This window comes from Microbacterium memoriense (assembly GCF_025398275.1).
Lineage (GTDB): Bacteria > Actinomycetota > Actinomycetes > Actinomycetales > Microbacteriaceae > Microbacterium > Microbacterium memoriense.
On record NZ_JAODOR010000011.1, the window covers coordinates 169799 to 193870 of the forward strand.

Genomic DNA, 24072 nt, shown 5'->3' on the forward strand with positions numbered 1-24072 from the left:
CGCGCGGCTGAGAACGAACGGGCACGGGAGTCGTTCTTTATCATCCCGGCTCCGGCGCACACGGTCGCGCTCCGGCGACGCTTTGTTACGTGGTCGTCACACGGCGCCGCGCCGTGTCAGCTCTTGCCGAGCTCATCGAGCATCCTGCGCTGCTCGGCGGTCAGGCCGTCGCGCAGCTCGGCCGCGCCCTCCCGGCCGGCGGCGGTCGGAGCGGCGGGGGCCGCCGCGGTGGTTCCACGAGTGCCGCGGATGCCGGCATCCGCCTTGTCGTACAGCTCACCGGCCGTGCGGTGGATGCGGTCATCGGCCAGGTCGTAGATGATCCACGCGATCGCGAGCAGGATCGGCGGAATCACCCAGCCCCAGAAGAAGCCGCCGACGCGCACGCCGGAGAAGATCACCACGAGAACCCAGATGATGAGTTCCACGAGGAAGACGATTCCGTACTGCACGAGCTTTTCGCCCAGACGGGTGCGCTGACCTGCGGACTTGCGCGCGGCGCCGGTGAATATCTTCGAGACCACGGGCTTGAGCCACAGGGTCGCCGCCGTCAGGATCACGGATGCCCAGAGCGCCGCCCACCCGACGCTGACGTTCGGGAGCAGCAACCCGACGGCGAACAGCACCACGAGATTGAACACGTACAGGGAGGCGAATCGCACGATCCAGGTCTTCATGGATTCACTGTGTCATGCCACGCGTGCCGCGGGGTAGCTCGGGACTCATCCGTCCTTGCGGATCCAGCGGAAGGTCAGCCGGCAGACGATCAATCCGAGCACGAGCCAGGCGATCATCACCAGCGCGCCGGTCATGAGGGCCCACGTTCCTCCGGGTTCGCCGGATTCGAAGGATGCCGGCAAGAACGCGGCGCGCATGCCGCTGGCCATCCACCGCAGGGGGAACACATTCGCGACCGACTGCAACCAGCTCGGCAGGATCGAGAACGCCAGGTACACGCCGGAGATGAACTGCAGCACGAGCGCGATCGGGATGATCACCGCGGTCGCCGACCGCCCGCTGCGGGGGAGCGCGGAGATCGCGATGCCGAGAACCGCCGACGTGGTGACTCCGAGCACGAAGACCCAGCCGAACGTCAGCCAGGACTCCCCATCGGTCGGCAGTGGCACCTGGAACACGAGCGCGGAGATCGCGATGATGAGGGCCGCCTGGAGCGTCGCGGTGACGAACACCTGCCCCAGCTTGCCGATGAAGTAGCTGACGACGGGCAGGGGTGTTCCGCCGAGGCGCTTGAGCGTGCCGTCGCTGCGTTCCATCGCGATGTCGACACCCAGGTTCTGTAGCCCGGAGAGCAGGATGCCGGCAGCCACCATCGCCGGCAGATAGTACGCCGCGGCGGTCAGCTCTTCACCGGGAGGGCCGAACGTCTGACTGCTGAAGGCGGTGGAGAAGATCGTGAGCATGAGCACGGGGAAAAGGAAGGTGAAGAAGACCGTGTCGGTCTGACGGAAGTATCCGACGACTTCGTAGCGCACCCGCTCCAGGCCGAGCCGTAGCGTGCGTCCGGTGGGGAGCGGGGTGACCCAGGCGAGGGGAGGCGTCTCGACGGTCATGCGCGCAGCTCCGCGGTCGATTCTTCGCGCTCGTGTTCGGCGATGAGATCGAGATAGACGTCTTCCAGACTGGGGCGGACGACCTCCAGCGCGTCGAGTTCGCCGTATTCGGCGATGAGCGCGGCCACGCGGACCCCGGGAGCGTCGGTGCGTTCCTCGTGGACCGTGCCCGCCGCATCCTTCCAGCGCACGATCGGGACGCGCGCCGCGGCTCCGCCGATCTCATCGATGCCACCGAGCGCGACGATCCGCCCGCCGGCGATGACGCCCGCGCGGTCGGCGAGCTGCGCCGCCTCATCGAGATAGTGCGTCGTCAGCAGGATGCTGGTGCCCTCCGCCTTGAGCGAGCGGATGAGTTCCCAGAACTGTCGCCGAGCTTCGGGGTCGAAACCCGTGGTCGGCTCGTCCAAGAACAGCAGCGCGGGGTTCCCGATGATCCCGAGGCCCACGTCGACCCGTCGGCGTTGACCGCCGGAGAGTCGTCTGATCTGCACCTTCTCCCGGCCCTGGAGGCCGATCGCGGCGATGACTTCGTCGACATCCCGCGGATTCGGATAATAGCCCGCGAAGTGGGACAGCTGCTCGCGCACCGTGACGAGCCCGGACTCGCCCGAGCTCTGCAACACGATCCCCAGGCGCGCTTTCCAGTCGAGGTGTCCGTGCTCGGGGTCGACGCCGAGCACCGCGACTCGACCGGAAGTGCGGTCCCGGTAGCCCTCGAGGATCTCGATCGTCGTCGATTTACCGGCGCCGTTCGGTCCCAGGAGTGCGAAGGTCTCGCCTTCGGCGATGTCGAATGAGATCCCGTCGACCGCGACGAAAGACCCGTAATGCCGGGTGAGATCCTCGACCTCGACGGCGACGCGCGCGCTCACGTCGGTCAGCCGATCGAGACGAGCTGATCGAGATCATCCGTCGGAAGCGCGTCGGCGACCGCCGTGATTTCGGTCGAGACGAGGTCGGCGCGGCCGCTCAAGACGTTCAGGAAGGCGGTGTCGGCGGCATCCCGCCCCGTCGAGATGCGCACGAGCGTCTGGCGCGGCGCGAGGGTGGTGGCATCCACGACCCGCCACTCTTCGTCGATCCACGCTTCGGCGACCGCATGGAAGTCCATGGGGACCAAGCCCGGCGCGTAGACGGCGACGAGCCGTGCCGGTACGCCGGAGGCTCGCAGGAGCGCGACGCACAGGTGCGCGTAGTCGCGGCACACGCCCTGACGGTTCATCAGGGTGCGGGTCGCGCCGTCGGTCGGGAGCGACGATCCGCTCACATAGCTGAGGTGGGTGCCGACCCAGGAGGATACGGAGGTGAGGAGCGCTGCCGGCTCCTCGATGCCGGCGAACTCGGCCGCCGCTGTCGGTGCCAGTGAATCCGACTCGCAATAGCGGCTCGGGCGGACATAGACGAGGGGCGCGGCTTCGTCCGTGTCGAGGGTGGCGCCGGTGCCATCGATCGTCGCGGAGTACTCGACGACGAGCTCGCCCGGCTGCGCGGTCAGGCGATGTAACCGGCCGCCGTGGATGTCGTCGATCTCGCGCACCTGGACCGGGACGCCGGCGACGGTGGCGGTGAGCGTCTCCGTGGTCGGCGTATACGCGCGGCTGACCGCGATGGCGAAGACCAGATCGGCGGTCTCGGTGACGTTCAGAACGATGCGACTGGTGACGGTGCGCTGCATCATTCCAGAGTGGCATGCGTGAGCGGTCGTTGGGTGACGTTCACGTGAAGTTCCGCGCGCCCGGCCTCTCCGGGATCAGTCGGGGTGTTCGACACCGCGCAGACGGAGTTCTTCGAAGTCGAGGTGGGTCTCTACGCGACGCTCGACCAGGTCGTCGATCGTGCCTTCGCGTCGCATTCGCAGCAGCACATCGCGCTTGCGCTGCAGGAGAGCGAGTTTGAGTCGCGAGGCCTCCTCGAATCGGGTGATCGGCGACCGTTGCGTCAGGTCGATCCCCGAGCTCGTCGCGAGCATCTGCAGCGACGATGCCGATGCGTCGCCGTCGGCGGGCGTCACGACATGGCGGGCCGTCCCCGCTGCGGGCAGGGGACCGGTGTCGGGCGCCGCCGGATCGTCGAGGACGTCCTCGAGCTCGGCGATGCGGTCGTTGTCGTTCGCGCTCTGCCGCGCATACGCCCGTGCGTTGGACAGCTCGAGCAGTTCGTACCCCTCGTGACGTGCACGATCTCGTACGCCGTCACTGATTCCGTGCTCGGCCGCAAGGTCATCGATCGCCGCGAGTGCCGCGCCCGAGATCGTGCGCTGAGCGAGCTCGTACTCGTCCTCGGCGACACCGTCATCGCGCAGGCGCGCCCACCGCACGACGGCCGGGAGAAGCGGTCCCTGGACGAGCAAACTCAGCAGGATGACACCGGCAGTCACGAAGACCACGGCATCCCTCCCGGCGAGGTCGCCCGCGCCGCCCACCGCCGGCGGCACCGAGAGGGCGATCGCGAGTGAGATCGCTCCGCGGAAACCGGCAACCGTACTCACGACCCGGCCACGTTGGTATCCGGATCGCGGCCCGCCCGAAGGACGCGTGAACGGTGCGAAGAGCAACTGGAACAGGTACCGCACCACGAGGAGGGCAGCCCACGCGGCGACGGTCACGAGCATGAGTGCGCCGATCTGACGGGCGGGGATGTCGTGGACGACGTACTGCACCTCCAGTCCGATCAACACGAAGAGCGCACCGTTGAGCAGGTAGACGCCGAACGGCCAGGCAGCGCTCGACTGGCGGCGCGATGCGGCCGTCGTGATGCGTGGCAGCATCCACGCGATGATGAGGCCGGCGAAGACGACGGCGAGAACACCGGAGGCCTGGATCATCTCGGCGGCGAGGAACGCGGTGAAGGGCACGAGCAACAGGGTGATGTTGATGACGAGAGCGTGCCGCGTACGCCGCAGCGCGACGAAGGTCAGCGCCGCCACGGCGATGCCCGCCGCGGCGCCACCGAGGTAGGAGACGAGCACGGTGGCGGTGACCGACCATGCCGTCACGCTGTCACCGAGGGCAAGGGAGAGCGCGATGGCATAGAGGACGAGCGCGGTGCCGTCGTTCGTCAGGCTCTCCGCCTTGAGCTTCATGAACATACGCTGCGGGAGCAGGCGCCCGAGCGCGGCGACCGCGGTGGCATCCGGCGGTGCGACGGCCGCGCCGAGGAGCAGACCGGTCTGCCACGGCATCCCGAACAGCGTCGCGATCCACGCCACAGCGAAGGCCGAGGCGACCACCAGTAGCGTGCTCATCGGGATGATGTAGCGCAACGACCGGCGGATCGCACGCAGCGACGTCGTCAGGCTCTCCCAGAACAGCATGACCGGCAGGAACAGGAGCAACACGGTTTCGGGCGGCAGCTGGATTTCGCGCAGCGGGGGGACGAAACCCAGCAGCAGGCCGATCACGACCAGGAGCAGCGGCGTCGCGATCCGCAGGCGCGGCGCAAGCACGGTACCGACGAGGATGGCGAGGCCCAGCAACACGGTGACTTCGAGACCTTGCATGGCTTCCTCCTCGCGCAGATGAGACCAGTCTGCGCCCCAGGCACAGCGCGCACACACGCCCCGGCATTCCCGGTCTCGCGGGCGGACTGTACCGTTCGCCGGAGCAACGGCCCGCGCACGGTGCACCGAGAGCGATCCTGCGTACGGTACGACGGCGTGCGGTCACTACTCCGCGGCGTGGCGCTCCAGGAAGGCGTAGACCTCGCCGTCATCCACACCGGGGAATGCGCCGCGGGGCAACGGCGAGAACATCTGCTGGTGGACGCGGGCGCTCGGCCACGCCTTCCCTTCCCAGCGGGCCGTCACGTCGGCGGGCGGGCGCCGGCAGCATGATTCGTCGGGGCAGAGCGACACCGCACGCTTCGGCGTCTCCCGACCGCGGAACCACCGCGCGTCGTCGAAGGGCACCCCGACCGTGACCGAGAACTCGCCGTCGGAGGTCGTGCCGGTCTGGGTCGAGCACCAGAACGTCCCGGCGGGGGTGTCGGTGTACTGGTAGTGCTCGGTCGTGCGGTTGTGCTCTTCGAAGGCCGAGCGCGCGAGGAAGCGGCGGCACGCGATCTGCCCTTCCACGGCTCCGGTCACATCTTCCGGAAGCGGCAGCCCGTCGTTCTCGTAGACACGATTGATCGCACCGGATCCGTCGACGCGCAAGAAGTGCAGCGGAATGTCGAAGTGCTCGGTCAGCAGATTCGTCAAGCGCATCGCGGCGGCCTCGTGAGTGACGCCGAAGGCGTCGCGGAAGTCCTCCACCGCCAGGTTGCGGCCCTTCTTCGCCTGGTCGAGGAACGCGATCGACGCCGTCTCGGGCATGAGGCAGCACGCCGCGAAATAATTGATCTCGAGGCGCTGCCAGAGGAACTCGGCGTAATCGGTGGGCGGCTGGTGCCCCAGGAGCCGGTGTGCCATCGCCTGCAACGCCATCGAGCGTAAACCGTGCCCGCCCGGAATCGACGCCGGCGGCAAGTAGATCCGGCCATTCTCGAGATCCGTGACGGAGCGCGCCGAATGGGGCAGGTCGCCCACGTAGAGGAGCTCGAAGCCGAGCTGCTCGGCCATGATCCCTACCGTGCGGTGCTTGAGGGCGCCCGACACGTGCCCTGCGGCCTTGAGCTGCTTTTCGGCGAGCTTCTCGATCTCGGGCAGGTAGTTGCGTTGCGCGCGCATGCGCAGTCGCTGCTCGGTGTTGGCGCGCCGTGCTTCTTCCGGTGTGGCGATCGCCTCACGCTCGCGGCGCTGAAGCTCGCGGTGGAGGCCCAGAACGCTCTCGATCGTGTCGTCGGTCATGGTCTTGCCCGCCTTGATAGGCGCGATGCCGAGGCGGCGGAACGCCGTGCTGGACTGCGCGCGCGCGAGCTCGAGCTCGAGCGCCGCGCGTCGGTTCGGCGGCTCGGGGGAGAGGAGGTCGGTGACAGTCGTGCCCGTCGCGACCGCGACGGCCTGCAGCAGCGAGAGCTTCGGTTCGCGTTTGCCGTTCTCGATCAAGCTCAGCTGACTGCCCGCGACGCCGACGATCGCGCCGAGCTCGTCCAGCGTGTAGCCGTGCGCGAGACGTCGGTGGCGGATGCGGTGACCGAGCGTCGACAGTTCCACAGCGGTCGGAGTCATTCCTTGATCATAGGGAAAGAATGGCGATTCTTGCAGGTCAATCGGTCGATAAATGTGCGGTCTAGCGATCGAGAATCGAGGTATCAGCCCGCGCCGACGCCGCGCACGAAGGAGATCGAGATGGCCATCGCCGACATCTTCACCCGCCCGACCCCGACCGTCCCGGCCGACCACCGTGCGCCGGCACCGCGGTACGGCGAGCAGCCCCACATCGTCGGAGCGGCGATGGCGGAACTCGAGACATGGGTCGCTGAGATCGCCGCGCTCACGCAGCCTGCCCGCATCCACTGGATCGACGGCTCGCGCGCCGAGAACGAGACTCTTCTGCGTGAACAGGTCGAGGAGGGCAAGCTCATCAAGCTGAACCCCGAGTGGCGCCCCGGCTCGTACCTGGCCCGCTCGCACCCGAGCGATGTTGCCCGCACCGAGGCCCGAACGTTCATCGCCTCCGAGAACGAAGCGGATGCCGGTCCCACGAACAACTGGGTCGCTCCGGCCGAGATCCGTGACACCCTCACGCCGCTCTTCCGCGGCTCGATGCGCGGCCGCACGATGTACGTCGTGCCGTTCTCGATGGGCGCCGTCGGCGGCCCGCTCTCGCACATCGGCGTGCAGGTCACCGACTCGGCCTATGCCGTCACGTCGATCGGCATCATGACGCGTGTGGGCACCGAGGTGCTCGAGCAGATCGCCGCGGGTAAGCCCTGGGTCAAGACCGTCCACTCCGTCGGTGCGCCGCTCGCGCCGGGCGAGCAGGATGCGGCCTGGCCGTGCAACGACGAGAAGTACATCGTGCATTTCCCCGACACGCTCGAAGTCTTCTCGTTCGGATCGGGATACGGCGGCAACGCGATCCTCGCGAAGAAGTGCTTCGCCCTGCGAATCGCGTCCGTGATCGGCCGCGATGAGGGCTGGCTCGCCGAGCACATGCTTCTCATCCGGGTGATCGATCCGAAGGGGAAGGCGTACCACCTGGCTGCCGCGTTCCCGTCCGCGTGCGGCAAGACCAACCTGGCGATGCTGCGCCCCACGATCCCCGGGTGGCGTGTGGAAACCCTCGGGGACGACATCGCGTGGCTCCGCCCCGGCGAGGACGGACGTCTGCACGCCATCAATCCGGAAGCCGGGTTCTTCGGCGTCGCACCCGGCACGGGCCAGTCCACCAACGTCGCCGCTATCGAGACGCTGTGGGGCAATACGATCTTCACGAACGTCGCGTTGCGCCCCGATGGCGATGTCTGGTGGGAGGGGCTGACCGACGAGATCCCCGCCGAACTCACCGACTGGGAGGGTAACCCCTGGACGCCGGCATCCGGTCGTCCCGCTGCGCACCCCAACTCGCGCTTCACCGTCGCCGCGGCACAGTGCCCGCAGATCGCACCGGACTGGGATGCGGCCGAGGGAGTGCCGTTGGATGCCATTCTCTTCGGCGGTCGGCGGGCCACGAACGTGCCGCTCGTCTTGGAGGCGACCGACTGGACCCACGGGGTCTTCCTCGGGTCGAACATCTCCTCGGAACGCACGGCCGCCGCCGAGGGGACGGTCGGAGAACTCCGGCGCGACCCGTTCGCGATGCTTCCGTTCTGCGGCTACAACATGGCCGACTACTTCGCGCACTGGCTCGAGGTCGGCCAGAAGCTGCGTTTCGACCGCGCGCCGCGCGTGTTCCAGGTGAACTGGTTCCGCAAGGGGGCCGACGGTCGGTTCCTGTGGCCCGGCTTCGGGGACAACGCGCGCGTCATCGACTGGATCATCCGGCGCGTCGACGGCAGCGTGCCCGCCGTCGACAGCCCGATCGGGCGCTTGCCGCGCACGGAAGACCTCAATCTCGACGGTATCGACGTGCCGGCTGCAGATCTCGCGGAGCTCTTCGCGGTCGACCCGGAGTTGTGGCTGCACGAAGCCGACCTCACCGAGGAGTTCTACGGGATCTTCGACGGCAAGGTGCCGGCCGCGCTCTACTCTGAGCTCGCGGCATTGCGCTACCGCCTCAAGCGCGCCCAGTCCTGACGCGCGCGCAGTCCGCGCTCGTCGTGACCGGGGCAGGGGATCAGACCAGGAGCTGGTGCGCCGCCAGGTCGCGATAGAGCGGTGTGGACTCGATGAGTTCGGCGTGGGTGCCCTGACCGACGACCTCACCCTGGTCGAGGACGACGATCAGGTCGCTGTCGACCACGGTCGAGAGTCGGTGGGCGATCACAACCAGCGTGCGGCCCGTGGCGACGGCGTCGATGGCCTCCCGCATCCGTTGCTCGTTGAGGCCGTCCAAGGATGACGTCGATTCGTCCAAGAGCAGGATGGGCGGGGCGGCCAGCAGTGCGCGGGCGATCGCGAGGCGCTGGCGCTCGCCGCCGGAGAGCATGACGCCGGCCTCGCCGACGGGGGCGGCGATGCCGAGCGGATTGCGCTCGAGGACGTCGCCGAGGTTCACCGCGCGCAACACGCGCTCGCAGTCCTCGTCGGATGCGGCCGGTGACGCGAGCCGCAGGTTCTCGGCGATCGTCCCGGCGAGGGTCGGGGCATCCTGCTCGACATAGCCGAGCTGCGCGCGCAGCTCCGCACGATCGATCGTGCGCACATCGACGCCGTCGAGGAGGATCTCGCCGCCGGTCGGGTCGTAGAAGCGCTCGATGAGCGCGAGAGTCGTGGACTTGCCCGCGCCGGACGGGCCGACGAGCGCGACGCGCGCCCCGCGCGGCACTCGGAACGACACCCCGCGCAGCACTTCGCCGGTACGGTCGGCCCCCGTGGCGACCTCGCCGGCGCCGTCCGCATGGACTTCGGCAAGGAGCGCTGCGGCTTCCGTCTCGCCGCGGCGGCGTGCGGCGACGACGGCCTCGGGATAGGCGAAACGGACGTTGCGGAACTCGATCGCCGTCGCGTCGTCGACCGAGTCGGCGCCAGCGATGCCCGCGGAGGCCGCGATCTCGGCATCGCGTTCCGTCTCGGTCGGCAGGTCGAGTACTTCCTGGATGCGGCCCAGCGCGCCGAGCGCCTGATTGACCGACGTGATCGCGCCGAAGAACGAACCGAGCGGTGCCACCAAGAGGAAGAGGAACATCACGAACGTGATGAGACTCGCGACCCCGATCGCGCCGGAGGCGACGCGGAATCCGCCGAGCCCCAGGACGACCAGGAGAGACACCTGTAGCGCGATGCCGGCGATCGGCACGACCAGCGCCGACACCTTCGCGATCTTCACGCCGACGCCGTACACGTCGGTCGCGACGTCGGTGACGGTGTCGGCTTCGCGTTCGGTCGCCCCGGCCGCGCGCACGGTGCGGATCGAGCCGATGGCCCGCTCGACCCCGGACGCCAGTTCGCCGACCTTCTCCTGCTGCTCCCGGGTGGCCTCGCGAATGCGGCCACTCAGCAGCACGACCGCCGCGACGGAGATGCCGATGACGACGACGATCGCGAGCAGCAGGATCGGGTCGAGGAACGCCATCGCGATGATCGCGCCGACGAACAGCAGCGCATTGCCCACCGAGTCGGCGAGGCCCTGCGTCAGCACGGCGTAGAGCAGCGTCGTGTCGGTGCCGACCCGCGAGACCAGGTCGCCGGTGCGGCGCGCGTCGAACTCGCTGATCGGAAGGTGCAGGATCCGGGCGATCAGCTTGCGGCGGGACGAGTAGACGACGGCTGTGCCGGTGCGCTGAAGCAGGTAATGCTGGTACCCGGAGATGAGCGAGCCGCCGACGACGAGCGCGACGATGCCCCAGATCAACAGGCCGAGAGCCTGCTCGTTCTGCACGCGCTCGATCACCTGTCCGACCAAGAGTGGTTGGGCAAGCGTCGCGGCGGCGCCGGCGATGCTGAGAACCACGATGAGCGCCACGACGGGTTTGTGCTCGAAGACGTAGGGAAGGAGTTGCGTCAGGCTCGCGCGCGGTCCGCTCTCGGATCCGGAGCGGCGGCCGCGGCGGCGCGGTGATGCGGTGGCAGAGGACATGTCGGCTTCCTGCAGGGAGAGGGTTGCTTCTATTGTCGTCTGTCCGGCGTATGCCGAGCCTCCGGGCGACCCCACGGTGTCGACGCACGTCGTTAGGCTTTCTCCGTGCCCGCTCCCGTGATCGCCGCGACCGACCTCGTCAAGACCTACAGGGTCAAGGGGAAGCCCGATTTCGTTGCGGTCGACGGGTTGAGTTTCGAGGTCGCGCCGGGGGAGTCTTTCGGGCTTCTCGGGCCGAACGGTGCCGGCAAGTCGACGACGATGAAGATGATCGGCGCCGTCTCCACCCGCACCGGGGGGAGTCTGAAGATCCTCGGCCTCGATCCTGATCGATACGGTCCCGAGATCCGCTCGCGCCTCGGCGTCGTGCCGCAGCAGGACAATCTGGATGGCGAGCTCAATGCGCGCGAGAACCTCTACATCTACGGCCGCTACTTCGGGTTGCCCGCCAAGGTGTGCCACCAGAAGGCCGACGAGTTGCTCGCGTTCGCCCAACTCCAAGACAAGGCGAAGAGCAAGGTCGACGAGCTCTCCGGGGGAATGAAACGGCGCCTCACGATCGCGCGCGGACTCATCAACGATCCGCGTATCCTGCTGCTCGATGAGCCGACGACAGGCCTCGATCCGCAAGCGCGTCACATTCTGTGGGACCGCTTGTTCCGCCTCAAGGAGCGCGGCACGACGCTCGTCCTCACGACGCATTACATGGATGAAGCAGAGCAGCTGTGTGACCGTCTGGTCGTCGTCGATCACGGCAAGATCATGGCCGAGGGGACTCCGGCATCCCTCATTCGGGAGCACTCCAGTCGTGAGGTGCTGGAGGTCCGTTTCGGCTCGGACCGCAACGCCGAAGTCGCCCCGCATCTCGAGGGCGTCGGGGAACGGGTCGATGTGCTTCCGGACCGCATCCTCATCTACACTCACGACGGCGACGCGGCCCTCGCGGCCCTGGCGGAGCGGAGCCTTCATCCCGTCACCTCGCTCGTGCGACGCTCCTCGCTGGAGGATGTCTTCCTCCGCCTCACGGGACGGTCGCTGATCGAATGAGCGATCTGCCCCTCTCGAGGTCCGTGTCCACCGATGAGGCGCTCGATGACCTGCGCGCCGAGGCGATGGCGTGGGGGCGGAAGCCTCGCCTTTTCGGAACCTGGTACGTGGCCGAGCACATGGTCCGCGCGATGCGCGCGTACGGGTGGACGATCATCGTCGGCGCACTCGGGCAGCCGATCCTCTACCTGCTCGGCCTCGCGCTCGGGCTTGCCGCCCTCATCGACGCCCCGATCTCCGAGGGCGGCGTCCAGGTGCCGTATCTCGTGTTCGTGGCGCCGGCGCTCCTGATGACGGCGGCCATGTCGGTGGCGTCCGAGGAGTTCTCCTATCCGGTGATCGCCGGGTTCAAGTGGCGGCGGTACTTCTTCGGGTTCAGTGCGTCGGCGCTGTCTCCGGGCCAGATCGCGGGCGGGGTCGTCGCGGGAGCGTCGGCGCGCATCCTGTTCGTCTCGGCCGCGTACTACCTGTTCCTCTGGATTTTCGGGGCCGTGGATCCAGCGACCGGATGGTTGACGATTCCGTTGGGCCTGCTGGCAGGGCTTGCGTTCGGCATTCCCTACATGGCATATGCGGCAACGATCACTCAGGACAAAGGTCAGCTGGCGCTTGTCGAGCGGTTCGTGTTCGTGCCGATGTTCCTGTTCTCGGGGACGTTCTATCCGCTCTCGAACTTGCCGGGATGGCTCGAATGGATCGGCTGGGTCTCGCCGCTCTGGCATGCCTCCGAACTCGGGCGACTGGCGACCTACGGCAAGCCGGTCGATCCGCCGATGATCGCCGTCCATCTCGGATACCTGCTGCTGCTCGCCGTCGGGGCGTTCCTCCTGGCCCGGCGCACGTTCGATCGGCGGCTCGGCGCATGAGCGCGACGACGGCAGAGCCGCTCGTCCGTCGCGGCGGGGTGCGCGCGCTGTGGGCCGGGAATCCCGGTGCGGTCGTGCAGCGCGGACTCATCGCGGCGCGGTCGTCGAGTTGGGCGGTCGTGGTCTCGGGTTTTTTCGAGCCGGTGTTCTATCTCGCATCGATGGGGATCGGGCTCGGTGCCCTGATCGGCCATGTCGAGGCCGCCCCCGGTGTCGACGTGCCGTACGCGGCCTTCATCGCGCCGGCGCTCCTGGCGGTGTCGGCGATGAACGGAGCGATCTACGACTCGACCTGGAACGTCTTCTTCAAACTCAACTACGGCAAGCTCTATGAGGGGATGCTGTCGACCTCACTCGGTCCGCTCGATGTCGCGCTCGGTGAAATCCTCTACGCGCTCCTTCGCGGGCTGGCCTATGCCACCGGCTTCATGATCATCATGCAGATCCTGGGCTTGAATCTCGCGCCGACGGCGGTCCTTGCTCTGCCCGCGGTGTTGCTGATCGCGTTCGGCTTCGCCAGCCTCGGCATGGCCGTCACGAGCTACATGAAGACGTTCCAGCAGATGGACTGGATCAGCTTCGTGATGCTGCCCATGTTCTTGTTCTCGGCGACGCTGTTCCCGATTTCGGTCTACCCGATCTGGGTGCAGAACGTGATCATGGCTCTGCCGCTCTGGCACGGCGTCGAACTCATCCGCGGCCTCACGACCGGCATCCTGTCGACGGGCATGCTGTGGCACGTGCTGTACTACGTCGTCATGATTGCCGTCGGACTCGTCTTCACGACCAAGCGGCTGCGCGCGCTGTTCCTCGACTGAGGGCCGCGCCCGGGCTCAGCGCCAGAGGACGGCGAGTGCGGCGTTGACGAAGGTCAGGATGCCGACGGACCAGAACAGGGCCGGGGCCACCGAGCCGTTCTTGCGCTGGCGGGCGGTGCCGATCCCGAGCAGGGCACCGATGACGAGCAGGATCACGAGCTTCGTGCCGAGTTTGACGTAGTTCAGCTCGTACGAGATTCCCCACGGCGCGGCCAGGGCGATCCCCGCGACGGCGGCGATGACCATGCCCCAGCTCATGATGCGCGTGAACCGGCGCTGTCCGATCGCCTCCACGACCCACGCGCCGAAGAGCACGGCGAAGCCGACGAGGTGGACGAGGACAACGGCATGCCGGAGGATTTCCATGCCATCAGCGTACCTGAAGGATCGATCGAGTTCAGCTGATCGGCGCCAGCAACCACACACGAGCGCTCCCGCGTCCTGTTCTCGTCCCGACGCGCACTGTCGCGCGCCGCTGCACTGGACGGCGATTCGCGTCGGGTCGTCAGAAAGCGACGGCCATGACCGGCGACCGGGTCAGGCGCGCACGTCGCGCAGCAGCGCCGCGGTGCGGAGGGCCGCATCGGCCGCCTCGGCGCCCTTGTCTTCCTTCGAGCCGGGCAAGCCCGCGCGGTCGATGCCCTGCTGTTCGTCGTCCAGGGTCAGCAGCCCGAAGCCGACAGGTTTGCCGGTGTCCAGCGCCACGCGCGTGAGGCCGTCGGTCGCCGCGGCCGAGACGTACTCGAAGTGGGGCGTGCCACCGCGGATGATGACGCCGAGTGCCACGACCGCGTCGGCCCCGGCATCCAGCACCGCTTTGCTCACGACGGGCAACTCGAACGAGCCGGCGACGCGCTCGACGCGCCACGACGCTCCGGATGCCGCGAGCACGCGCTCAGCGCCGGCGATCAGACCGTCGCTGATGACGTCGTGCCACATCCCGGCGACAATCACGACGGTCAGTCCTGACGCGTCGACGGGCTGGGTCTCAGGTGCTCCGTGCCCGCTCATGCGGTCTCCTCCGTGGTGGTCCGCGCGCGTTCCAGCTGCGCGTCGTCGAGGATGTGCCCCATGCGGTCGCGCTTCGTGACGAGGTACTGGTGATTGTTGGCCCCGACGCCGACCAGCAGCGGAACCTGGGCGACGACGTCGATGCCGAGCCCGCGCAGCTGCACGACCTTGTCGGTGTTGTTGGTGAGGAGGCGGACCTTCTCGACCCCGAGATCGTCGAGGATGCCGGCTGCGGCGCTGTAGTCGCGTGCATCGGCCGGGAGGCCCAGAGCGAGGTTCGCGTCGACCGTGTCGAGGCCGCGCTCCTGCAGGCTGTAGGCGCGCAGCTTGTTGATGAGGCCGATCCCGCGACCCTCGTGGCCGCGCATGTAGATGACGACCCCGCCGTCCTGCTCGATGATGTCCAGTGCCGCGTCGAGCTGCGGTCCGCATTCGCACTTGAGCGAGCCGAACGCTTCACCGGTCAGGCATTCGGAGTGCACGCGCACGAGCGGTGCGTCGTCGGTCAGGTCGCCGGAGACGACCGCGATGTGATCGGTACCGCTGAGTCGATCTTTGTACGCGAGAAAGCGGAAGCTTCCGTGCGACGTCGGCACCTCGGCCTCGGCGCGCAGGCTCACGCGGCGCTTCTGCGGATGGACCACCGGTGTGCCGTCGGTGCTGTCGAGGTGAGCGATCAACTGCTCGATGGTGATCACCGGGATGCCTTCGCGCGCCCCCATCTCCAGCAGGCCCGGCAGTCGCATCATCGACCCGTCCTCGGCGACGACCTCGCCGATCGCGGCCACGGGGTGGAGGCCCGCGAGCTTCATCAGATCGACGCCGGCTTCGGTGTGACCGGCGCGCTCTCGCACGCCGCCGTCGACGGCGCGGAGCGGCAGGATGTGCCCCGGGCGGATGACCGAGGTCGGCACGGAAGCAGGGTCGGCGAGCACGTTGAGTGTGTGCGAACGGTCGGCCGCACTGATGCCGGTCGAGACGCGGTCGGCGGCATCCACACTCACGGTGTAGGCCGTGCCGCGGCTGTCCTCGTTGACGGCCACCATGGGTGGCAGGTCGAGGCGATCAGCCCAATCCGCCGGCATGGGCGCGCACAGGAAGCCGCTGGACCAGCGGATCGTCCACGCGAGCCACTCGGGCGTCGCGAGCTCGGCCGACAGGATGATGTCGCCCTCGTTCTCGCGGTTCTCATCATCGGCGACGATGACCGGCTTGCCGGCGCGGAGGGCGTCGAGTGCCTCCGGGATAGTGGACAGGGTCATCGGGAGTCTCCGTCGGTTGTGGGAGCGGGGAAGGAGAGCAGGCGCTGCACGTGGCGCGCCAGAATGTCGGTCTCGAGGTTGACGGTGTCGCCGACGACGAGGCCACCCAGGGTCGTGACCTCGAGTGTCTCGGGGATGAGGGACACCTCGAGCCACTGCTGCGGCTCGTCCGCAGCGCTGGTGGCGGAGACGGTCAACGACACTCCGTCGACCGTGATCGATCCCTTGTCGACGACGAGCGGAGCGAGGTCCTTCGGCATCCCGATGCGGATGACGCGCCACTGCGCTCCGGGGCGGATGTCACGCACCGTGCCGACGCCGTCGACGTGGCCCTGGACGATGTGTCCGCCGAGCCGGCCGTGCGCGGCCATCGCACGCTCGATGTTGACGCGGGTGCCGGGCTGCGCGGCGCCGACAGCTGACATGTCGAGCGTCTGGCGCATGACATCGGCGGTGAACCAGTCCTCGCCCTGGTCGATCACGGTCAAGCACACGCCGCTCACGGCGATCGAATCGCCGTGAGCGGCGTCCGAAACCGCGAGGGGCGCGTGGACGGTCAATCGCACGCCGTCGCCGGACGGCGTCACCGCGGTCACGGTGCCCTGTTCTTCGATGATTCCGGTGAACACTCAGTTCTCCTGTTCGGTGTGGGTCGGGTGGGCGAGGACCAGAAGGTCGTCGCCGAGCGAGGTGACGGAGGAGACGGCGAGGCGGCGCTGCTGCGCGATCGTCTCGACGCCGATGTCGGCCAGGGCGACACGGGAACCGCCGAGGAGGGTCGGTGCCAGGTAGATCAGCACCTCGTCGACGAGGTTCGCGCGGACGAAGGAGCTCGCGACGCTCGGTCCGCCTTCGATGAAGACGCGGTGGATGCCGAGTTCGCGGAGCCGGTCGAGCAAATCGGGGAGGTCGTCACCCTCGTCCTGGATGAAGGGGAGGGGATGCCGGCGTACCTGCGCCTCCTGCGGAGTCGCGCGCGTGCCGATGATGACGGGGCGGGGCTGACGCTCGTAGAGGCTCCCGTCCGGCTGCCGGGCGGTGAGGGCAGGATCATCGGCCAGGAGAGTTCCGGTGCCGACGATGATCGCGTCGGCCGCACTGCGGCGAGCGTGGACATCGGCGCGCGCCTGCGGGCCGGTGATCCACTGACTCGAGCCATCGTCGGCAGCGCCGCGTCCGTCGAGCGATTGCGCCCACTTGACGGTGACGTGCGGGCGGCCGAGCTGCTGCACGGTGAGCCAGGAGTTCAGGAGTGCCCGGCCTTCTTCTTCGAGCACACCGGACTCGACGTCGACGCCCGCGGTGCGCAGATGTGCACCGCCGCCGGCCGATGCGCGACCGGGATCGGTGACGGCGTACACGACGCGGGTGACGCCCGCCGCGATCAGGGCGTCGGCGCACGGGCCGGTGCGACCGGAGTGGTTGCACGGCTCGAGAGTGACGACCGCCGTCGCCCCGCGAACGGCCTCCGGGGTCAGCTGCGACAGGGCGTCGACTTCGGCGTGCGGCGTGCCCGCACCGCGATGCCACCCTTCGGCAAGGACATCGCCGGCGGGGGAGAGGAGAACGGCTCCTACCTGCGGATTGAGGCCGCGGGGACCGTTCCGCGCGAGCGTGAGCGCACGGCGCATCGCCTCGCGTTCGCGGTCTGTCGTGGCCATCGGTGTTCCTCCTGTGAGGCTCCGGGCACGGTCGACACCGCAGACGTCGCGAACGACGCTGCGTGCTGCCTTCCATCCGGACTAGCGGCAGGCGTCCCCAGTGAGGGCCTCTGTCGCATCACCGTCGGTCCCGGAATTCCACCGGATCGGCCCTACGCCTCGGCCTGAGCCGGGGGACGAAGGGTTCGCGGACTATCACCGCCGGTTCGGATTCTCACCGACCCCGGAGCACGTTATCTTCTCTGATCCTACTCAACGCCGCGCCGGCGGTTTCATTCCGTGTCGTCGAGAAGTGCCCGCGCCGTTGCCTCGTCGGTGACGAGTTCGGTGACGAGGTCGGCTGCGAGCGCACCGCGGAGCCCGCGGAGTTTCGCGGTGCCGGAGATGACACACACGCGGTGAGGCACGCGCCGGAGCGTCGCGAAGTCCGGCCCCGTCGCACGATCATTGAGGGGGATGCCGTCCGTCGAGCCGTCGGCGCGATAGAACACCGTCCCGACGTCGCCGACCACGCCCGTCGTCTCCAGCTGCGCCTGTTCCGCGGCATCGAGGTATCCCGCGGCGTACACGTGGCTCGGGATGCCGGACTCCGCCGTCCCGACGCTGAAGACGACGAGGTTCATCCGATCTTGCAGATCGAGAATCCGGCGCGTGCTCGACTCGCGCCAGAACGCGCGGCGGGTGTCCGGATCGTCGAAGAACGCCGGCACCGGAAACTGCTGGACGGCGGCGCCGTAGGCTCTCGCGAACCGTTGCAGGATCTCACTCGCGTACAGCAACCCGGTCGTGCGGGTGTTGCCCGAGCCGTTGAGTTGCACGATGACGCTGCCGTGCGTGCGCGCGGGGATCAGGTGCGTGCTGACCGCCGCGGTCGTCGAGCCCCACGCGACGCCGATGACCTGCGACGAGCGGACGAGCCCGCTCAGGACATGCGCGGCCGTCGTGGCGGTGCGGTCGAGTCGCTCGGCCTCGCTCGCGTGCTCGGAGACCGGGGCGACGTGGGCGACGATGCCGTAGCGGCGGCGCAGAGCATCCTCGATGAGACGCGGTGCGTCGAGGGGGGAGCGGATGCGGATATCGACGATCCCCTCGCTGCGCGCGTACGACAGCAGTCGGGAGACCGTCGACCGGGAGGTGTGCAGTTCAGCGGCGATCGCCGCCATCGTGTGCCCCTGCACGTAATAGAGATGCGCGGCGGTCAAGGCGTCCTGCACCACCTCGGCGTGCCGTGTTTCGTCCGATGCAGACGTCACGATCGCGCCGATGAACTCTTCGTGCACATATGTGCAAGGCTACTGCACCATCATGCGCACGATGTGAGGATGAAAGTGCGAATCTCACGAAAGGTGTCTTCATGACCTCCTCACGCTTGCGCGAGCGCCCCTACGCCGATGTGCTGATCATCGGTGGCGGCATCAACGGTGTGGCGACCCTGCGCGACCTCGCCCTGCAAGGCGTGGACGTCGCGCTCGTCGAGAAGAACGACTTCGTCTCGGGTGCGTCGGCGGCCTCGAGCCACATGATCCACGGCGGCATCCGCTACCTCGAGAACGGCGAGTTCCGCCTGGTCCACGAGGCGGTCACCGAACGCAACGGCCTATTGAAGATCGCGCCGCACTATGTGCGCCCGTTGCAGACGACGATCCCGATCTACTCGACCTTCTCCGGCGTCCTCTCGGCGCCGTTGCGTTTCCTCCGGCACGGCGGCGGCAAGCCGCGGGAGCGGGGAGCGGCGCTCATCAAGATCGGTCTGGTCATCTACGACTCGTTCTCGCGCGGTGGCGGTCGCGTGGCGCGGCACACGTTCCGCGGACGTAAGCGGTCGCTGCAGGAACTGCCTCAGCTCAATCCCTGTGTGAAGTACACCGCAACCTATTGGGATGCCTCTCTGCACGACCCCGAGCGCCTGGCGATCGATGTGCTCCGCGATGGTCTTCGCGCCGGAGGCGACCGCGTGCGCGCCGCGAATTACACCGCGGCCGTCGGCACCGACGACGGCCGTGTCGTGCTGCGGGGTGAGGACGGCGAGGAGTTCTCGTTCACGGCATCCGTCGTCGTCAACGCCTCCGGACCCTGGACCGACCTCACCAACGAGGCGCTCGGCGATGCGACTCGCTACATGGGCGGGACGAAGGGATCGCACGTTGTCCTCGACAACGAGGAACTGCTCGGGGCGACCGGCGGGCGCGAGCTGTTCTTCGAGCACTCCGACGGGCGTATCGTGCTGATCTACCCGCTCAAGGGCAAGGTCCTCGTCGGCACGACCGACCTCGAACACGACATGGCCGACCCGATCGTGTGCACAGAGGCCGAAGTCGACTACTTCTTCGACCTCATCTCGCACGTGTTCCCCACCATCTCGGTCGAGCGGTCGCAGATCGTGTACCGGTTCTCCGGTGTACGCCCGCTACCCGGGCACGGCGACGTCGCGCCGGGGTTCGTCTCCCGCGACTATCGCATCGAGGCCGAGCCGCTTCCCGGCGTCGCTTCGGCCACCGTGCTCAGCCTGGTCGGCGGCAAGTGGACGACGTTCCGGGCTTCCGCGGCGCACCTGACCGACCGTGTACTCGAACTGCTCGCGCAGCCGCGCCTGCGGAGCACCAAGGGGGTGCCGATCGGCGGCGGCGCGGGCTACCCGCAGTCCGAACGTGCGCGTCGCCAGTGGATCACGGCGCACTCTTCGGGGATCGGCTTCGAACGCGCGGCGACGCTCCTGGATCGATACGGCACGGTCGCCTCCGAGATCATCGATGCCCTGGGTGACGACGACGCGGCGCTGACCACGTTGCCGACGTACAGCAGCGGCGAGCTGGCGTACCTCGCCTCCACCGAGCATGTCGTGCACCTCGCGGATGTGCTGTTGCGCCGCACTGCGATCGCGTTCACCGGCGCGGCGACGCCGGCAGCGGCCGCCGAAATCGCCGCCGTCATCGCCCCGGTCCTCGGATGGGATGCCGCCGCTCAGACCGCCGAGGTCGACGCTGCTCTGGTCGCGGTGCACGCGGCCGACCCGGCCGGCGCTCCGATCGCGGCACGGTAGCGTGGAAGGGACGGACCTCGAAGGGGAGAAGACGTGGCACAGCATGTGATCGCGCTCGATCAGGGCACCACCTCGACGCGCGCGATCGTCTTCGACGCGCGCGGGGCGATCGTCGCGAGCGCGCAGCGCGAGCACGAGCAGATCTTCCCCCGCGCGGGATGGGTCGAGCACGACCCCACCGAGATCTGGGCGCGCACGCGCGACGTGCTCGAGACGGCGCTGTCCGAGGCGGGCATCGCGGCGGCCGACGTCGCGGCGGTCGGTGTCACCAATCAACGCGAGACCGTCGTCGTGTGGGACCGCCGCACGGGAGAACCCGTGCACAACGCGATTGTCTGGCAGGACACGCGCACGCAGCCGGCGATTGATCGCATCATCGCCGAGCACGGCGTCGATGCGTTCGCGGCTCAGACGGGTTTGCCGGTGGCATCCTATTTCTCGGCGTCGAAAGTGGCGTGGATCCTCGATCACGTCGACGGGGCCCGCGCGCGCGCCGAGGCGGGTGAGCTCCTCTTCGGAACACCGGACGCCTGGGTCGTGTGGAACCTCACCGGCGGGCCGGATGGCGGCATCCATGTCACGGACGTGACCAACGCCAGCCGCACCCTGCTGATGGACCTGCGCACGCTCGACTGGGCCGACGAGCTTCTGGACGTCTGGCGGATTCCCCGGGCGATGTTGCCGGAGATTCGCTCCTCGGCTGAGGTCGTCGGAGAGGTCCGCGAACCGTCGGTGCTCCAAGGGGTGCCGATCGCCGGCATCCTGGGCGACCAGCAGGCGGCCACGTTCGGGCAGACCGCGTTCGATGCCGGCGAGTCGAAGAACACGTACGGCACGGGGAACTTCCTGCTCGTGAGCACGGGGACCGAGATCGTCCGCTCGCGGGCGGGGCTGATCACGACGGTCGCCTACCGGATCGGCGACGAACCCACCCACTACGCCCTCGAGGGGTCGATCGCCGTCACCGGTTCGCTCGTGCAGTGGTTGCGTGACAACCTCGGGATCATCAGCGAGTCGGAAGAGATCGGGCCGCTCGCCGCGTCGGTCAGCGACAACGGCGGTGCGTACTTCGTGCCCGCGTTCTCCGGGCTGTTCGCGCCGTACTGGCGCCCCGACGCGCGGGGAGCGCTCCTCGGACTCACCCGATACGTCACGAAAGCGCACATCGCGCGCGCGGCGCTCGAGTCGACCGCGTTCCAGACCCGCGACGTGATCGAGGCGGTCGTCGCCGATGCCGGGCGCGCGCTCGATGAACTGCGCGTCGACGGCGGAATGACCCGCAACGAAGTCCTCATGCAATTCCAAGCCGATATCCTCGGCATTCCGGTCGTGCGGCCGAAGGTGGTGGAGACCACGGCGCTCGGCGCGGCGTACGCGGCCGGTCTTGCAGTGGGGTTGTGGAAGGACCGCGAAGAGCTTCGCTCGCACTGGCAGGAGGATGTGCGCTTCGAGCCGCAGATGGATGCCACCGAGGCCGCCCGGCGCTACCGGCAGTGGAAGAAGGCGGTCGGCAAGTCGATCGACTGGGTCGACGAGGACGCACGCATCCTGATGGGCACGACCGACTGACCCGCGCCTCCCGCTCGGTGCGATCGTCGCTGATCGAGTGCCGCGCCGCAGGGTCTCTCTCCCCTTCGCTGATCGAGTGCCGCGCCGCAGGCGCGGTGTATCGAGATCACCCCGATCACTTCAACAGTCGACTGAGCCTCCGGTCGGCCAACAACTTCCCGCCGGTCTGACATGTCGGGCAGTACTCGAGCGAATTGTCGGCGAAGAAGACCGACCGCACCTCATCTCCGCAGACCGGGCAGGCCTCGCCGCGCCGAGCGTGCACGGCCATCCCGCGCCGTTTGGCGTCTTTCAGCTCGGCCGGTGGCTTGCCGGATGCCGCGGCGACCGCATCCCGCAGAGTGCGATCGAGCGCGGAGTGGAGGCGGTCGATGTCTGCGGCATCCACGCTCGCCGCCAGTGCGTAGGGCGACATCCGCGCGGCGTGGAGGATCTCGTCCGAGTAGGCGTTGCCGATTCCGGCGATGACCGACTGGTCGCGCAGGACCCCTTTGATCTGGGTGCGGCGACCGGAGAGGAGCTCCGCCAGGGTGTCCCGGGTGAAGGTGTCGTCGAGGGGATCGGGACCGAGCCGCGCGATGCCCGGGACATCCTGCGGATCCCGCGCCGCGTAGACCGCGAGCGACTTCTTCGTGCCGGCCTCGGTCAGATCGAACCCGGATCCGTCCCCGAACGCGACCCGCAGGGCGATCGGCGTCTTTCCCGGGCGGATCACGGTTCCCGGCAACTGGTCGTACCAGCGGAGCCAGCCCGCTTTGGCCAGGTGGAAGACCAGATGGACCCCGGCATCCGTCGTCAGATCGACGAACTTGCCGTGCCGTGCGGCTGAGGTGACCGTCGCGCCGACGAGTGTGTCGAGCGGTGGGTCGTAGGTCTTGAGTGCAGCGATGTTCGCCACGGTGGCCTTGATCACCGTCAGCCCGGTCGCCCGCGCGGCGAGGAAGTCGACGAGGCCTTGGACTTCCGGCATCTCCGGCATGGCCTCATCCTGCCACGCCAATCCCGCTCCCGTCAGCCCGCCGCCGCCCCGCCACTCGGCCGCACTCCGACGACGCCCCGACTGACACCCGTGTGACGTATTGCGTCGCGTAACCGTCTCGCGTACCCAATGCAGGATCACTCTCACCGATGAGCGGCAGGAACGCTGGAATGACGCGTGAGCGCCCGCACCGCGTCATCACCGGTCCTGCATTCGGTACAGGTGGGCGAGGGCAGGCGCGACGATTCCTCCCCAGCGGCCCCATCTGGGGGTCTGTCCTCAGATCCGGTGCGTGCGGGTCCACGGCGTGCTCAATCTCGTCACACTCGCCGACATGACTCCCGACTATATGACTCGCGCCGAGATCCTGGCGCAGGGACAGACGCGCCGCTCGATCCAAGCCGCTGTGCGGTCTGGCGGGCTCATCCATGTCCGACGAGATCGCTACCTACCCGAGGGCTCGGAAGACATCTTCGTGCGCGCGTTGCGCGTCGGCGGGCGTCTCACCTGCCTGTCGCTTCTCGCGCTGTTCGGAGTGTTCGTGCTGGAGAACCGTCGACTCCATGTCCACATCAACCCTCGGGATGGCAGGTTGCGGTCGCCGAGCAACCGCAAAGAGCGGCTCGACCCCGGCAGTCGGAGCGGGCCCGTCATCCACTGGACGCAGCCGTTGGAGCACCCCGGTCTCTCGTGTGCTGTCGGTATCCTTGACGCGCTCGTCCACGCGGTCTGCTGCCAGACGCCGCGCGCCGCCGTCGCGACCCTCGACAGTGCGCTGCATCTCGGACTCATTACCCATCTGCAGTTGCGGGAAGTCTTCGCCGCCCTCCCCGCACGATTCCGTGTGCTGGAAACCTTGGTCGATGGTCGAGCGGAATCGGGTCCCGAGTCGCTCGTGCGCCTGATGGCCCGCGTGCTCGGATGCGACATTCGGCTGCAAGTCTCCTTCGACGGGATCGGGCGGGTCGACCTGCTACTGGACGGGTGGCTCGTCGTCGAGTGCGACAGCAAGGAGTTCCACGCGAGCTGGCAGCAACAGGTGCGTGACCGGGAGCGTGATCTTGCGCTGGCCGCGCTCGGTTACAGCACGTTGCGGCTGACCGCAGCGAAGATCATGTACCGTCCCGACGAGGTATTGGCCGCGTTACGGGGCCTCGTCCTCTCCCGCCGGCCAGTCTGACGGCGA

21 protein-coding genes and 1 riboswitch are annotated in these 24072 nt (G+C 68.2%); of the genes, 7 read left to right on the top strand and 14 right to left on the bottom strand.

Translation table 11 applies throughout. From position 1 onward, the window contains the following. Positions 1 to 116: 116 nt before the first annotated feature. The 6 genes from N4R40_RS10145 to N4R40_RS10170 form a co-directional block, all read right to left on the bottom strand. Positions 117 to 677, bottom strand: a complete 561-nt coding sequence (locus N4R40_RS10145) for a hypothetical protein (protein WP_261607257.1) — start codon at positions 675 to 677, stop codon at positions 117 to 119. Positions 678 to 722: 45 nt separating this feature from the next. Next, entirely contained in the window at positions 723 to 1571 is an 849-nt protein-coding gene (locus N4R40_RS10150) for an ABC transporter permease (protein WP_261607258.1), read from the bottom strand. Next, a complete protein-coding gene (locus tag N4R40_RS10155) occupies positions 1568 to 2446 on the bottom strand; it encodes an ABC transporter ATP-binding protein (RefSeq protein WP_261607259.1) in 879 nt (292 codons plus the stop codon). The genes N4R40_RS10150 and N4R40_RS10155 overlap by 4 nt, the downstream gene beginning before the upstream one ends. Before the next feature lie 5 nt (positions 2447 to 2451). Then, on the bottom strand, positions 2452 to 3249 hold the full coding sequence (locus N4R40_RS10160; protein WP_261607260.1) for a transglutaminase-like domain-containing protein: 798 nt from the start codon (positions 3247 to 3249) through the stop codon (positions 2452 to 2454). 75 nt (positions 3250 to 3324) lie between these two features. After that, a complete protein-coding gene (locus tag N4R40_RS10165) occupies positions 3325 to 5073 on the bottom strand; it encodes a Na+/H+ antiporter (RefSeq protein WP_261607261.1) in 1749 nt (582 codons plus the stop codon). A 165-nt stretch (positions 5074 to 5238) separates the two neighbouring features. Continuing rightward, the gene (locus N4R40_RS10170; RefSeq protein WP_261607262.1) at positions 5239 to 6681 is read right to left on the bottom strand and encodes an XRE family transcriptional regulator; all 1443 of its coding nucleotides are present in this window, start codon (positions 6679 to 6681) and stop codon (positions 5239 to 5241) included. A 120-nt stretch (positions 6682 to 6801) separates the two neighbouring features. On the opposite strand from N4R40_RS10170, the gene N4R40_RS10175 reads away from it, so the two are divergent. Then, positions 6802 to 8691, top strand: a complete 1890-nt coding sequence (locus tag N4R40_RS10175; RefSeq protein ID WP_261607263.1) for a phosphoenolpyruvate carboxykinase (GTP) — start codon at positions 6802 to 6804, stop codon at positions 8689 to 8691. 40 nt (positions 8692 to 8731) lie between these two features. Here N4R40_RS10175 and N4R40_RS10180 read toward each other — a convergent pair whose 3' ends face one another. Then, complete coding sequence (locus tag N4R40_RS10180) at positions 8732 to 10633, bottom strand: ABC transporter ATP-binding protein (protein WP_261607264.1); 1902 nt, start codon at positions 10631 to 10633, stop codon at positions 8732 to 8734. A 105-nt stretch (positions 10634 to 10738) separates the two neighbouring features. Here N4R40_RS10180 and N4R40_RS10185 point away from each other — a divergent pair, with 105 nt between their 5' ends. From N4R40_RS10185 to N4R40_RS10195, 3 genes are read left to right on the top strand one after another with little or no spacing between them, the layout of a single operon-like run. Continuing rightward, the gene (locus N4R40_RS10185; RefSeq protein WP_261607265.1) at positions 10739 to 11680 is read left to right on the top strand and encodes an ABC transporter ATP-binding protein; all 942 of its coding nucleotides are present in this window, start codon (positions 10739 to 10741) and stop codon (positions 11678 to 11680) included. Further along, positions 11677 to 12546, top strand: coding sequence for an ABC transporter permease (locus N4R40_RS10190; protein WP_261607266.1), 870 nt, complete (start codon positions 11677 to 11679; stop codon positions 12544 to 12546). Before N4R40_RS10185 ends, N4R40_RS10190 begins: the two co-directional genes overlap by 4 nt. Then, complete coding sequence (locus N4R40_RS10195; protein WP_261607267.1) at positions 12543 to 13364, top strand: ABC transporter permease; 822 nt, start codon at positions 12543 to 12545, stop codon at positions 13362 to 13364. Before N4R40_RS10190 ends, N4R40_RS10195 begins: the two co-directional genes overlap by 4 nt. 15 nt (positions 13365 to 13379) lie before the next feature. Here N4R40_RS10195 and N4R40_RS10200 read toward each other — a convergent pair whose 3' ends face one another. From N4R40_RS10200 to N4R40_RS10225, 6 genes are all read right to left on the bottom strand, one after another. Further along, a complete protein-coding gene (locus tag N4R40_RS10200) occupies positions 13380 to 13730 on the bottom strand; it encodes a Fe-S protein (protein WP_261607268.1) in 351 nt (116 codons plus the stop codon). 171 nt (positions 13731 to 13901) lie between these two features. Continuing rightward, the gene (gene ribH / locus N4R40_RS10205; RefSeq protein ID WP_261607269.1) at positions 13902 to 14375 is read right to left on the bottom strand and encodes a 6,7-dimethyl-8-ribityllumazine synthase; all 474 of its coding nucleotides are present in this window, start codon (positions 14373 to 14375) and stop codon (positions 13902 to 13904) included. After that, positions 14372 to 15637: a GTP cyclohydrolase II gene (ribA, locus tag N4R40_RS10210; RefSeq protein WP_261607270.1), complete on the bottom strand. Its 1266-nt coding sequence runs from the start codon at positions 15635 to 15637 to the stop codon at positions 14372 to 14374. Before ribA ends, ribH begins: the two co-directional genes overlap by 4 nt. Then, positions 15634 to 16266, bottom strand: a complete 633-nt coding sequence (locus N4R40_RS10215) for a riboflavin synthase (protein ID WP_261607271.1) — start codon at positions 16264 to 16266, stop codon at positions 15634 to 15636. The genes ribA and N4R40_RS10215 overlap by 4 nt, the downstream gene beginning before the upstream one ends. Further along, positions 16267 to 17298 carry a bifunctional diaminohydroxyphosphoribosylaminopyrimidine deaminase/5-amino-6-(5-phosphoribosylamino)uracil reductase RibD gene (ribD, locus tag N4R40_RS10220; protein WP_261607272.1) on the bottom strand — a complete coding sequence of 344 codons (1032 nt, stop codon included), beginning with the start codon at positions 17296 to 17298 and terminating at the stop codon, positions 16267 to 16269. 58 nt (positions 17299 to 17356) lie between these two features. Further along, positions 17357 to 17534: riboswitch (FMN riboswitch) on the bottom strand. A gap of 36 nt (positions 17535 to 17570) precedes the next feature. Continuing rightward, positions 17571 to 18578, bottom strand: coding sequence for a sugar-binding transcriptional regulator (locus N4R40_RS10225; RefSeq protein ID WP_261607273.1), 1008 nt, complete (start codon positions 18576 to 18578; stop codon positions 17571 to 17573). Between the two features lie 74 nt (positions 18579 to 18652). Here N4R40_RS10225 and N4R40_RS10230 point away from each other — a divergent pair, with 74 nt between their 5' ends. Together N4R40_RS10230 and glpK are read left to right on the top strand one after the other, a co-directional pair. Further along, complete coding sequence (locus N4R40_RS10230) at positions 18653 to 20338, top strand: glycerol-3-phosphate dehydrogenase/oxidase (protein WP_261607274.1); 1686 nt, start codon at positions 18653 to 18655, stop codon at positions 20336 to 20338. Between the two features lie 33 nt (positions 20339 to 20371). Further along, positions 20372 to 21907 carry a glycerol kinase GlpK gene (gene glpK / locus N4R40_RS10235; RefSeq protein WP_261607275.1) on the top strand — a complete coding sequence of 512 codons (1536 nt, stop codon included), beginning with the start codon at positions 20372 to 20374 and terminating at the stop codon, positions 21905 to 21907. 115 nt (positions 21908 to 22022) lie between these two features. Here the strand turns inward: glpK and N4R40_RS10240 are convergent, their stop codons facing one another. Beyond that, positions 22023 to 22886, bottom strand: a complete 864-nt coding sequence (locus tag N4R40_RS10240; RefSeq protein ID WP_261607276.1) for an Fpg/Nei family DNA glycosylase — start codon at positions 22884 to 22886, stop codon at positions 22023 to 22025. Between the two features lie 334 nt (positions 22887 to 23220). On the opposite strand from N4R40_RS10240, the gene N4R40_RS10245 reads away from it, so the two are divergent. Continuing rightward, a complete protein-coding gene (locus N4R40_RS10245) occupies positions 23221 to 24066 on the top strand; it encodes an endonuclease domain-containing protein (RefSeq protein ID WP_261607277.1) in 846 nt (281 codons plus the stop codon). The last annotated feature ends 6 nt before the right edge of the window (positions 24067 to 24072 follow it).

Excerpts from the sequence above, each read along its gene's own strand:
- N4R40_RS10175 (WP_261607263.1), top strand. The coding sequence starts at position 6,802 with ATGGCCATCGCCGACATCTTCACCCGCCCGACCCCGACCGTCCCGGCC.
- ribH (WP_261607269.1), bottom strand. The coding sequence starts at position 14,375 with ATGAGCGGGCACGGAGCACCTGAGACCCAGCCCGTCGACGCGTCAGGA.
- N4R40_RS10150 (WP_261607258.1), bottom strand. The coding sequence starts at position 1,571 with ATGACCGTCGAGACGCCTCCCCTCGCCTGGGTCACCCCGCTCCCCACC.
- N4R40_RS10165 (WP_261607261.1), bottom strand. The coding sequence starts at position 5,073 with ATGCAAGGTCTCGAAGTCACCGTGTTGCTGGGCCTCGCCATCCTCGTC.
- N4R40_RS10145 (WP_261607257.1), bottom strand. The coding sequence starts at position 677 with ATGAAGACCTGGATCGTGCGATTCGCCTCCCTGTACGTGTTCAATCTC.
- N4R40_RS10200 (WP_261607268.1), bottom strand. The coding sequence starts at position 13,730 with ATGGAAATCCTCCGGCATGCCGTTGTCCTCGTCCACCTCGTCGGCTTC.
- N4R40_RS10190 (WP_261607266.1), top strand. The coding sequence starts at position 11,677 with ATGAGCGATCTGCCCCTCTCGAGGTCCGTGTCCACCGATGAGGCGCTC.
- N4R40_RS10170 (WP_261607262.1), bottom strand. The coding sequence starts at position 6,681 with ATGACTCCGACCGCTGTGGAACTGTCGACGCTCGGTCACCGCATCCGC.
- N4R40_RS10195 (WP_261607267.1), top strand. The coding sequence starts at position 12,543 with ATGAGCGCGACGACGGCAGAGCCGCTCGTCCGTCGCGGCGGGGTGCGC.
- N4R40_RS10180 (WP_261607264.1), bottom strand. The coding sequence starts at position 10,633 with ATGTCCTCTGCCACCGCATCACCGCGCCGCCGCGGCCGCCGCTCCGGA.
- N4R40_RS10240 (WP_261607276.1), bottom strand. The coding sequence starts at position 22,886 with ATGCCGGAGATGCCGGAAGTCCAAGGCCTCGTCGACTTCCTCGCCGCG.
- ribA (WP_261607270.1), bottom strand. The coding sequence starts at position 15,637 with ATGACCCTGTCCACTATCCCGGAGGCACTCGACGCCCTCCGCGCCGGC.
- N4R40_RS10245 (WP_261607277.1), top strand. The coding sequence starts at position 23,221 with ATGACTCCCGACTATATGACTCGCGCCGAGATCCTGGCGCAGGGACAG.
- N4R40_RS10160 (WP_261607260.1), bottom strand. The coding sequence starts at position 3,249 with ATGCAGCGCACCGTCACCAGTCGCATCGTTCTGAACGTCACCGAGACC.
- ribD (WP_261607272.1), bottom strand. The coding sequence starts at position 17,298 with ATGGCCACGACAGACCGCGAACGCGAGGCGATGCGCCGTGCGCTCACG.
- N4R40_RS10230 (WP_261607274.1), top strand. The coding sequence starts at position 18,653 with ATGACCTCCTCACGCTTGCGCGAGCGCCCCTACGCCGATGTGCTGATC.